At 38.6% G+C, this 11,688-nt stretch carries 11 protein-coding genes and 1 riboswitch; of the genes, 3 read left to right on the top strand and 8 right to left on the bottom strand.

Annotation, left to right across the window (positions count from 1 at the left end; all coding sequences use genetic code 11):
* From K6G87_RS10600 to K6G87_RS10625, 6 genes are all read right to left on the bottom strand, one after another.
* Positions 1-252 (bottom strand): type II secretion system protein (locus K6G87_RS10600; protein ID WP_296836827.1); only part of this gene is annotated, 252 nt, incomplete at its 3' end.
* Between the two features lie 231 nt (positions 253-483).
* Positions 484-1,695: a type II secretion system F family protein gene (locus K6G87_RS10605; protein ID WP_296836828.1), complete on the bottom strand. Its 1,212-nt coding sequence runs from the start codon at positions 1,693-1,695 to the stop codon at positions 484-486.
* 16 nt (positions 1,696-1,711) lie between these two features.
* Positions 1,712-3,403: a GspE/PulE family protein gene (locus tag K6G87_RS10610; RefSeq protein ID WP_296836830.1), complete on the bottom strand. Its 1,692-nt coding sequence runs from the start codon at positions 3,401-3,403 to the stop codon at positions 1,712-1,714.
* Between the two features lie 184 nt (positions 3,404-3,587).
* Positions 3,588-3,881 (bottom strand): hypothetical protein, encoded by a 294-nt coding sequence (locus K6G87_RS10615; RefSeq protein ID WP_296836833.1) that lies wholly within the window; start codon positions 3,879-3,881, stop codon positions 3,588-3,590.
* 184 nt (positions 3,882-4,065) lie between these two features.
* Complete coding sequence (locus K6G87_RS10620) at positions 4,066-4,872, bottom strand: DUF6033 family protein (protein ID WP_296836836.1); 807 nt, start codon at positions 4,870-4,872, stop codon at positions 4,066-4,068.
* A gap of 145 nt (positions 4,873-5,017) precedes the next feature.
* Positions 5,018-5,764, bottom strand: coding sequence for an ECF transporter S component (locus K6G87_RS10625; protein WP_296836838.1), 747 nt, complete (start codon positions 5,762-5,764; stop codon positions 5,018-5,020).
* A gap of 115 nt (positions 5,765-5,879) precedes the next feature.
* Positions 5,880-6,000, bottom strand: a riboswitch (FMN riboswitch).
* 236 nt (positions 6,001-6,236) lie between these two features.
* Here K6G87_RS10625 and K6G87_RS10630 point away from each other — a divergent pair.
* Positions 6,237-7,175 carry a D-2-hydroxyacid dehydrogenase gene (locus K6G87_RS10630; RefSeq protein ID WP_296836840.1) on the top strand — a complete coding sequence of 313 codons (939 nt, stop codon included), beginning with the start codon at positions 6,237-6,239 and terminating at the stop codon, positions 7,173-7,175.
* A 97-nt stretch (positions 7,176-7,272) separates the two neighbouring features.
* Positions 7,273-8,367, top strand: coding sequence for a tRNA dihydrouridine synthase (locus K6G87_RS10635; protein WP_296836843.1), 1,095 nt, complete (start codon positions 7,273-7,275; stop codon positions 8,365-8,367).
* A 39-nt stretch (positions 8,368-8,406) separates the two neighbouring features.
* On the opposite strand, the gene pdxR is transcribed toward K6G87_RS10635, so the two are convergent.
* Complete coding sequence (gene pdxR, locus K6G87_RS10640; RefSeq protein ID WP_296836846.1) at positions 8,407-9,840, bottom strand: MocR-like pyridoxine biosynthesis transcription factor PdxR; 1,434 nt, start codon at positions 9,838-9,840, stop codon at positions 8,407-8,409.
* Between the two features lie 175 nt (positions 9,841-10,015).
* On the opposite strand from pdxR, the gene K6G87_RS10645 reads away from it, so the two are divergent.
* Positions 10,016-10,855 (top strand): pyridoxamine kinase, encoded by an 840-nt coding sequence (locus K6G87_RS10645; protein WP_296836849.1) that lies wholly within the window; start codon positions 10,016-10,018, stop codon positions 10,853-10,855.
* A 79-nt stretch (positions 10,856-10,934) separates the two neighbouring features.
* Here the strand turns inward: K6G87_RS10645 and K6G87_RS10650 are convergent, their stop codons facing one another.
* Positions 10,935-11,354, bottom strand: coding sequence for a cytidine deaminase (locus tag K6G87_RS10650; protein WP_296836852.1), 420 nt, complete (start codon positions 11,352-11,354; stop codon positions 10,935-10,937).
* Positions 11,355-11,688: the final 334 nt, after the last annotated feature.

Genomic DNA, 11,688 nt, shown 5'->3' on the forward strand with positions numbered 1-11,688 from the left:
AAATCCTGTAGTTACTGATGTATATGCAGGATCTGCTATATATGTCTGAACCGCAGATACAATACTTGTAGCATTAGTAGCATCTGTTGAATTTCTTGATCTCTCTACATACTGTAAGAACTGAGGTGCAAGTACAGCTACGAGAATAGCCATAATAGCGATTACGATAATAAGCTCAACAAGTGAAAATCCTTTATTTTCTTCCTGATTGTCTTCTTTGTTGTTTCTGTAATTGCGAAGGAACTTGATCATTTATTTTTCTCCTTTTCCTACAGCCTCCTGCTGTAGACTGAATCTCGCCGGTATATTAGTACCGTCATCCTTAACTCCAACTGCAATAATACCAAAAATAAAATCATACTTTATAATCATATTTTCAATATTTTTTGCTATCGCGCAAGATTTATATTATTACCTCCCTTCTCTTTTGTCAATACACAATTTTGGAAACTATTTATTGATATTTAGTTTTTATAAATAGCCTTACAGGTTGTCAAGCGACTCATACATTGTCATCATGGGTGACATTATAGCTGCAATGAGGAAACCGACCACTCCTGCAAGTACTATTATTATCAAAGGTTCCATGGCTGCCATAAGGGCAGCTGTTGCTGCTTCTACTTCCTGATCGTAGTATTCAGCAAGCTTTTCAAGCATCTCATCAGTTGAACCAGACTCCTCGCCTATTCTTATCATGTGATACATCATAGGAGGAAACATCTTGGTATTTTCCAATGCAATTGACATGGGCTGACCTGCTATTACCGCATCTTTAGTCTCTGTAAGAGCATTTTTGTATAATATATTGTCCATTGTCCTTGCCGTGATATCTATGGAATCAACGATAGATACGCCGGAAGCAAATAGTGTGGACATTGTTCGTGAAAGATTGGAACAGGCTTTCTTCTGCGTAAGATCACCTACTATAGGAAGCTTCATCTGCAGTCTTCCAAGTGTCATCTGCCCTACTGAAGTACCTTGAAACCATTTAAAAAAGATAATGACTGCTGCCACTACTGCAATTATCAGATACCACTTGGCTATTACAAAGTCGCTCATATCTACAACCATCTGGGTGATCGCAGGAAGCTCTGTTCCAAGCTGATCAAACATATCAGTATATGAAGGAATAACTACAATAAGCATTACGCCTACAACACCTACCGCTACTATAAGTACCATGATAGGATATACCATAGCCTTTTTGATCATATCCTCAACAAGGGCTGTCTTCTCAAGCTGGACTGCCATACGCTCAAATGCCATATCGAGATTACCGGATGCTTCGCCCGCACCTACCGTTGTAATAAGGAGATTTGGGAACACCTTCTTATGTTTTTCCATGGCAGATGTAAGTGTTTCACCCTTTTCTATGTCAGTAACTATTTCTTTTATCGCATTTGCAAGCACCTTGTTCTCTGTCTGTTCAGAAAGAAGCTGCATATTCTGAATGATCGGTACACCGGCCTTTGATATACTCACAAACTGGCGACAGAAAATAGCAAGCTCCTTGGTCTTTACTCCACCAAATTCAAAGCTTATATCTCTTGTTAGAAGATTCTGGCTTTCTACTTTGACAGGAGTAAGTCCCTTGAACTTAAGCTCTCTTATTATCTGTTCACGGCTATCGCCGTCCATACTGCCTTTGACCTGTTTACCGGAAGCATCAAAAGCAAGATATCCAAATGTTGGCATGGCGATCCTTTCTTAGTTAAGAATCATACGAAACTTTCTTCATCTCATCAATTGTAGTCGTGCCATCAAGAACATATTTTGTTGCACTCATTCTGAGAGTCTTCATGCCCTCTTTAAGTGCCTGGTTCTTGATCTCGTCTGCAGTTCCTTTTCTCTCTATTATGAGCTTTAGATCATGCGTAACTTCCATGATCTCATATACACCTGTTCGTCCGGAGAAGCCTGTATTACTACATTTAGGGCATCCGACTTTTCTATAAAGAGTAAGAGGCTTGTCTTCATCCACTCCAAGAAGTCTCTTCTCCTGGGCAGATGCCTCATAAGCCTGTTTGCATTCAGGGCATAGGCGTCTTATAAGACGCTGGGCTATGATTCCTATTACAGAATCTGCTATAAGATAGGCTTCAAGTCCCATATCTTCAAGTCTTGTTACTGTACTTGCCGAAGAATTGGTATGAAGCGTAGATACAACAAGGTGACCGGTAATAGATGCCTGAACAGCAATAGAAGCTGTCTCCTGATCTCTTATCTCACCGATCATGATAATATCCGGATCCTGACGCAGAATAGATCTAAGAGCTGAAGCAAAAGAAAGATCTGCCTTAGGATTAACCTGTACCTGATTGATTCCATTAATATTAGCTTCTACAGGATCTTCTACTGTTACGATATTAACATCTTCTTTGTTAAGTTCTGAAAGTGCTGTATAAAGCGTAGTTGATTTACCTGATCCTGTAGGACCTGTTACAAGAAGAATTCCATTAGGATTGGATATTATTCTGTCGAAAACTTCCATTTCGTCAGGCCTAAGTCCCAGCTGATCCTTACTTCTGTTTAGAGCTGATTTGGAAGCAAGTCTCATAACGACCTTCTCGCCGTATACTGTAGGAAGTGTAGATACACGGATATCATATTCAAGTCTGTCTACAATCTGCGTCATACGACCATCAAGAGGTTTTCTCTTTTCAGAGATATCCATTCCGCTGACAATCTTGATACGTGTTACGATCGCACCAAGAAGGTTATTGTTGTATACAGCTCTTTCATACAAAGCGCCGTCAATTCTGAATCTGATCCTAAGATTTCTTGCTCCGGGTTCAATATGTATATCAGATGCACGCTGGCGAACAGCTGATTCTATCATAGTAGTAACAAGCTGTACTATAGGAGAATTGGTAACTTCAGCAGTTTCCTGCTCTGCTTCTTCATGAGCATGCGTTCTTTCTTTGGCATACTGCTCTGCTGCATCTTTAAGGTCAGTATTGCCATAGTATTTGTCAAGAGCAAGCATGATGCTCTGGGCAGTAGAAAGTACAGGCTCTATGGACAGATTGGTAACAATACCGATATCATCGATCGCTACTGTATCCATAGGGTCTGACATGGCAACATGCAGAGTATTGGGTGCGCCTGGTTTATATTCAAATGGTAAAACCTTGTGTTTCCTAAGTATGTTAGCCGGTACCATGTTCAGAATGTCATCAGGAATCTCTATTACCTGAAGATTTACAATACCAAGGCCTAGCTGACGGCTTAGTGCTGTTGCAAGCTGTTCACCTGTAACATAGCCGTTTTCTACAAGCAGCTCACCAAGACGCTTACCACTGCTTTTCTGAAGGGCAAGCGCTTCGTCAAGTTTTTCCTGAGTTATGAACTTCTCATTTAAAAGACATTCTCCGAGCCTGATACGCTTTCTAGTGAAAGCCATTAGAACCTCCATGCCGCTTTAGGGCTGTGTTTTACTCATAGATCACAATGAAAAAACTCTATTATCTATATCGGATATTAGTGGGGTAATCTTGAACTTTTTTGCATAAAAAAACTCCATCAAATTGATGGAGTTTTAAATCGTTATTTACAGGACGTAAATTCGACATGTGTTAATAATTATCTTACCAGCTGATAGTAAGGTTCTGAGGTTCACTATTATGAATCTCGCCTTTTCTACAACGGAAAATGACACCATTATTGATATAAATAAGATTATGCTCATTCATGGCTTTAGCTATATCAGCCACAAACTGCTCATATTTGGTCTCTGTCATAGGGACGATATAATCATGATTCTCATGCTCAGTCGATATCACAACCGTTTTATAGCGGTTATCATACCTTATTCCTCTGAACTCGCAGATCTCAGTCGTTGTTTTTTCAGTATTGTCCTGACATGACATGCAGATAAACATATGCCCTCCTGCCGTATTACGGTCATAGCGTATTTATTTAACCACAATCAAACGATAATCAATTAATTATCACTCTTAATTATAACCTATTATCGGTTTTTTGGGAACTTTTCATAAGTTTATTTGCGTATTTATCTGGAATGAGGGCTATATTTATCTAGAATGAGGGCTATATTTACCTTGATCAAACATTAAAATCAAAGTTCTGACCAACCATCTTTTCATCTTCAGTCATAACACTATTACTTCTGAAAAGCATTGCCTGATCAGCAATCTTCTTTAATAGTTCCTCGGCACTATTAGCCGTAACCGTCACATACTCATTGTCATCTTCACTGATCTTGTCTTCTTTATCAGTTTCTTTGGCTTTCTTTTCTTCAGCTTTCTTTAGAGCCCGCTTTTCTTCAAGCTTCTTTTGTTCCTGCTTCTCTTCTGCCTTCTTCTTGGCAGCTTTCTTTTCAATACGGGCTTTCTGAGCTTTCGAAGAATCCTTAAGGACTGCAAATAAAGTAGCGGTTCCGTCATCATTGATCTTCATGCCATATCCCTGAACATCTGCTCCGGTTCCGGGAAGACCATTACCAACTGCTTTAAGCTGAGCCTCTGCATTAGTAATAATAGCTTCAACTTTGTCAGCATAGGCTTCATCATTGGCCATCTGTTCGATCTTAGCATCATCAATAAGTACTACTGTCTTACCTGCCTGGCCATAAGCTGCTGCATTTGCCTCAACTTTATCTTTCTGATCTGCTGATACAAGTACAAAATCCATATTTGAAAACTTGGCTTTAAGCTTCTCATAATACTTAGCAGCCTTATCACTAAGCTTAACATCACCAACTGTTCTTCCGGATATTTTGGCAGCAGACTTTGCTTCTGCGGTCGCAGTTGTATCTGATGCTGCTTCTTTTTTGACGGAATTTTTGTATGAAGAAGTATCATACATAGATTGAGCTACGCTTATACGCGCGATATCACTTGATAATGCCATAGTTCAGACTCCTTTCCGGTAAGTTAACAATTTTTATAGCCATTAGTTAACTTTGTATGCATCCTTGCAACTACCTATAAACACAATCGACACTATCTTTGCTTATATATCGGCATATTTCCAATAAAAATAACACAAAGACCAATCATTTCCTTTTGTATGCAAATGTAGCGGTCTTGAGTATGACACTGATTCTCTTATATATAAGAACTGCTATTATAGAATCAATTCCGCCCTTTAAAAGGTTAAGTGGTACTACGCAGTAAAGTACAAGAGTCCATATGCTTGTTACGTTGCCGTTAACTTCATTACCCATCTGTACGAAGGCATCTACCGGCATTCCATAAAGTGCGCTATATGCAGGAAGGAGGAAAAATGCATTCATGAGACTTCCCACGATCGATATAACAATTGTTCCAACAAGGCAGGCTATAAGTGCCATTGTACGAGTCTTTTTAAAAGTGTAAATAATTGAAGCAGGAAGTACGAAGCAGCATCCGATCACAAAATTGGCAAGTTCTCCAACAAAAGCTGTTGACGTTCCTCTTATTACGAGCTCAAGGAGTATCTTTACAAGCTCTATCATAACGCCTGCCATAGGACCAAATGCAAATGCACCTATAAGCGCCGGAAGATCTGAAAGATCCATTTTGTAAAATGAAGGAGCAAAAGGTAATGCAATTTCAAACATCATAAGAACAACTGATATAGCAGCAAATGTACCTATAACAACTATCTTTCTTGTGCTGAACAAAGGCTCGCTTGTATGATTGATCTTCTGAGCCAGATTCTCGCAAAGAATTGAAACAATAAAAGCTATTGCGATTATTATCACAAAGCCGGAAACATAAATAGTGTTCTGTACAACACTAGAGAGTAAAGTAATATTCATTTTTTATCCTTTCTATGATAAATAATTAAAAGATATAATTAAATTTGAAAATAAAAAAAGCTCCGGAATAAACCGGGGCTACAATTTACCATCAATTCTGCAAGCGTAGTGCCTGCTAATTCTTCTTCCATCCAGACTTTACTGTCGGTACCGGAATCACACCGGTTCATGCTACTAAAAGGCAGCTCGCGGACTATACCGCCGGTAGGGAATTACACCCGCCCCCGAAGTAATATTTATTTATCATTGGATATGTTAATACGCTTTCTGTATATGTGTCAAGAGCGACATAAAACTCTTTAAGGCCGTGTAGCAAGAATCGATATATCTTTCCATAAAAATATGCTGTATCAATTTGGAGCAATTTTTTTCACGCTTTACACAGATTTCAACTTGAAATAGCGCCTTCTGCGAATTATCATGATGGTATATTTATATTGCTAAATTTACTAGATAACAACGGAGGATGCTTATGAAAATCGTATTTCTTGATCGCAAAACAATTGGTGAAGATATAGATCTTTCTGGTTTTAACAGATTTGGTGAAGTTATAATTTATGACTTTTCAAAGCCAGAAGAGGTTCCTGCAAGAGTTGAGGATGCAGATATTATCATTCTTAACAAAGTTCCGATCAATGAAAAGACTATAGGAACAGCCAAGAACTTAAAGCTTGTATGCGTAACAGCAACAGGTGTCAACAACCTTGATCTTGATTATCTTGCAGCTAAGAACATCGAGTGGCGCAACGTAGCAGGATACTCAACTCAGACAGTAACTCAGCACACTTTCGCACTCCTGTTCTATCTTTTCGAGAACCTGGCTTATTATGATAACTACGTTAAGACAGATGGCTACACCAGGGACTTCATGTTCACACATTTTGAAAAAAGATTTGGTGAGCTTTATGGAAAGACCTACGGAATCATCGGTCTTGGTGCTATCGGAAGGCAGGTAGCTTCTGTTGCCAAAGCCTTTGGATGTAACGTTCAGTACTACTCTACTTCAGGCAAGAATCATGATTCTGAATATAAAGAAGTATCTTTTGACGAGCTTCTTGCTACATCTGATATCATATCAATCCATGCACCACTTAACGATGCAACTAACAACCTCATCAACAAGGAAGCTCTTTCCAAGATGAAGAAATCTGCTATCCTTCTTAACCTTGGACGTGGTCCTATCGTTAACGAAAAAGATCTTGCTGATGCACTTGAAAATGATGTTATAAGAGCTGCCGGTCTTGACGTTCTTTCAGTTGAGCCTATTGAAGAGTCCAATCCTCTTCTCAGGATCAAAGACAGCACTAAACTTCTCATCACTCCACATATTGCATGGGCAAGTATTGAAGCAAGAACAAGACTTATGAAGATAATCGAGGATCATATCGCTAAATTCTTATCTGTGGCATAATCTGTAAAAATGTGATATTGTATCAAGGTTGCCGATTCTTAAATTATTAGCTTAAAAGTACCAGATACAACAAATATCATTAAAGGTTTTATATATAATGAACATTTATTATGCGCCCATGGAGGGCATAACAACATATCTTTACAGACAGCTTCACAATGAATACTTTGGAGGGGTGGATAAATATTTCACCCCTTTTATTAGTGTATTTCCTGATCACTATATCAAAAAGCGTGATGAACGTGAAATTGATCCTGCCAATAACGAAGGAATGAACGTAGTTCCCCAGGTTCTTGCAAATAGTTCTACAGAGTTTATATGGATTTTCAAAAAGCTTATATCAATGGGATATGACGAAGTAAATCTTAACCTTGGATGTCCATCAGGAACTGTAACAGCAAAGGGAAGAGGTTCAGGATTTCTTCGCGATCCTGATAAACTGGATACTTTCTTTGATGAAGTATTTGATAGTCTTGGTGATGAAGCTAAAAAGTTATCTGTAAAAACAAGGATTGGATATCTTGAAGCATCTGAGATGGAGCAATTATCTAAGATATATGCCAAGTATCCTATCAAAGAGCTTACCATTCATCCCCGCTTAAGGAAGCAGTTCTATAAAGGGGTTCCCGATATGGAAGTATTTGAGAAGGCTCTTATAGAAAGTTCCTGCCCTGTATGCTACAACGGCAATGTGTTCACTCTCAGTGATTATAATGATATAAACCAAAAGTATGGATACTCTTTAGATAACAATGCTATTTCTAATAATAGTATTCAAAACAAATCTAATGATGATTTAAAAACAAACGATATTATAGGTATATATCATAAAAACACGTCCGGCTGTACTGATAATAAAATATCTTCAGTTATGCTTGGAAGAGGTATAGTTGCTGACCCATCCCTTGGTCGTCAGATCAAGGGCGGCGCACAGATGACTAAGGCTGAATTCAAAGAATTCAGACGTGCTCTTGAGAACATGTACAAAGAGCACTTAAAAGACAGTCACAACGTTCACAATAAGATGAAGGAAATGTGGTTCTATATGTCACAGTCCTTCGAAGGAACAGATAAATATATCAAAAATATACTTAAGTCTAAATCGTTTTCCGAATACCAGGCAGCAGTCAATACGCTTGAAGGTAACTGCGAGATCAAAAGTGGCCCTAATGCAAGTCCCGTATCATTTTAATGATACAGGACTTATTTTTGACTTATGTTTGACTTATGTTTATCTTCTGCACTTTCCTGCAACCTTTTCCATAACAGGTAATGCCTTTTTAAAGTCTGATTCATCGGCTGCTCCAAAGCTTGCCAGAAACAGATGCTCATACTTACTATTATGGCTATAACAATAATCATTCATGCAGTTCATCCTAATACCATTTTCCAAAAGCATCTTAATGAATTTCTCATCATCAAGCCATTCCGGTGCCTTTAGAACTATCCTTAGTCCTGCTGTATCTTTGACAGGTGTAAATAACTGCTTTTCTTTATTTGATGCAAAAAGATTCATTATGTTTTCACGTCTTTTGCCATAAAAATTCCTCATTCTGGAAAGATGACGTTCATAATAGCCTCCATTTATAAATTCAGCCATTACGAGCTGATCTATAGATGATACTGTTCCGGAATAGAAATCAAGCTTTTGTCTGTATAAGTCCATTAACCTGTTAGGCAGGATCATAAAAGCAATTCTGATAGAAGGAGCAAGAGTCCTTGTAAATGTATTCATATATATTACTTTATCCGGATATGCAGCAGATATAGGAGGAATCGGTCTCCCTGAAAATCTGAATTCTGAATCATAATCATCTTCTGCAATATAGGCGCCTTCTCTCTCTGCCCAGTCAAGTAGTTGTGCTCTCCTTCCTGCTGACATAACTGCTCCTGTTGGAAAGTGATGAGATGGTGATATATTCAATAGTCTTACACTGGTTCCTTCAAGTGAAGAAACTATAAGGCCATCTTTATCAACAGGAATATGAAGGCATTTATGTCCCGCCCTTTCACACAAAAGTCCCATTTTCTTATATCCGGGATCTTCTACAGCAGTCAGCGCTCCGCCTCCTGATAATATCAAAAGTATATTTTCTAAATATTCAGTACCGGGCCCTATTATTATATTGTCAGGATCAGCTTCTATTCCTCTGCTTCTCATAAGATAACCAGCGATTGCAGATCTTAAAACTTCAAGTCCGCAAGGATCAGGCGGAGCAAGACATTCGGGATTTCTGTCTGACAGAACTTTACGGATCAGCTTAGACCAGATATCGAAAGGAAAAGCATCATCGTGAAGCCTCTGAGATACAAAATCAGTAATATCCTTCTTGTTTTTATTCGAAACACTTGTTATTGTTTTTCTCTTTGTTCTTACTATATTTGATCTGACATCTTTGCTTAAATGCAAGGAACCTGATAAGCTTCCCGCATCCATGACCGCATAATATCCGCTTCTTTCTCTGCTTTCTATATATCCCTCGACAAGAAGCTGCTCATATGCATTTTCTACAGTGATAAGTGCTACTCCCTCTTGCTGAGCAAGTCTTCTCTTTGAAAGGAGCTTTTCGCCTTTTTTTATTCTTCCACTTACAATATCATCACGAATGCACATATACAGGTATTCATATATGGGTCTATTACCCCTTTTTTCAACATCATACATAAACTAGCCCTTCCGATTCTGGTCCTATTAGTTTTTATAAAAATGGTTATAATAATAATTCCAATTTCATATTATACTCTTAAATCAGTGATGACAATATTCAAAATCAGATATTGCCAAGTACTTGCTTTAGTTTACCTGCACACAATACATTAAAGAACAAGAGGACATAATTATGAAAAGAATCGTATCAATTCAGGATATTTCATGCGTAGGCAAATGCTCACTTACAGTTGCACTTCCTATAATCAGCTCCATGGGAGTAGAGACCGCAATTGTACCAACTGCAGTTCTTTCTACTCACACACAGTTCAAAGGATTCACTTTCAGAGATCTGACTGATGACATGCTGCCAATCCTTGATCACTGGAAGAAGGAAGGATTCAGATTCGATGCCATCTACACAGGCTACCTTGGAAGCATTCGTCAGATAGATATAGTAAAAGAATACTTTGACACACTTAGGGGCAAAAATACAGCCATAGTAGTTGATCCTGCTATGGCTGATAATGGAAAACTATATGTAGGTTTTGATGACGCTTTTGCTAAAGAGATGCTAAGCCTCTGCGTAAAAGCCGATATCACTCTTCCAAACATTTCAGAAGCCTGCCTCATGCTCGGCGAAGAGTATCCCGGCGAAGATGCATCAGATGACATAATCTGCGACCTTCTCAAAAAGCTCGTTAAAGCCGGCTGCAAGTTCCCAGTGATAACAGGTGTTACTCTTGATAACGGCACCTTCGGCTTCATCGGCCTCAATTCAGAAAGTGGCGAGTTCATAAGCTATGGAACAACCAAAATTCCATATAAATCCCACGGAACAGGCGACGTCTACGCCAGCGCATTCACAGGTGCCCTTACCTTGGGAAAAGACGTATATACAGCCCTCAAGATCGCCACAGACTTTACAGCTGCCAGCATCCGCAATACCTACGAAGATCCAGACAGCGTAAACTATGCAGTTAACTTTGAAGCTGAGATACCTTATCTTCTGAAGCTTATTAATGAAAACTGAGCACCTTATTTCTCTCCTGTTAGAAGGTGAAATGATACAAAAAAGTGGTCACTTCAAATTAAAAGTGACCACCAAATATTTACAGATTCTCAGGGCCGAAGCTGTTTGGAAGAATTTCTTCCAAAGTCTGAACGGTAACTTTGCCATCAGCTCCCTCTAGTACTATATCAAAATCAGGTCCACAGAACTCTCTCATGACCTGTCTACAGATTCCACATGGCTGCGAATCTGTTAGCTTATCAATATTTCCATTCTCATCCTCAGGACCACCTACAATTGCTATTGCCTTGAATTTCTTATCTCCTTGTGCTACTGCGCTAAAGAATGCTGTACGTTCAGCACAGTTTGTAGCTCCATAAGATGCATTTTCAATGTTGCATCCACCATATATTTTCCCATCTTCTGTAAGAAGTGCTGCGCCTACATGAAAATGTGAATACGGCACATATGACATCTTGCGCATCTCTTTGGCCTTATCTAAAAGTTTCGTATAATCCATACTTTTTCCATCCTTTATCACTGATATTATCCGACATGAAAGTAAGCCTTTCTTCGCTAAGGCCTGCTTATCTAAAATGGCAATTTGTCTTTCAAGTCAGCAATAGGTGTCAAATGACAATCCTGTCATGTTGACACCCACATATATGATAACAGATATGTCACAATAATGCCAATCCATAATTCTCTTTTGAAAAATAATAATTATTTCTGTACTTGTTTGCCACACATATTCCGATATATAAGATGAGGGTTAGATTTGAGGCATTTATGAAAAAACAAAAAAATATTGGTTATTATTACTGTTCTCTTTCTACATTTTTCAATATTATCAA

It is taken from the genome of Butyrivibrio sp. (assembly GCF_024699075.1).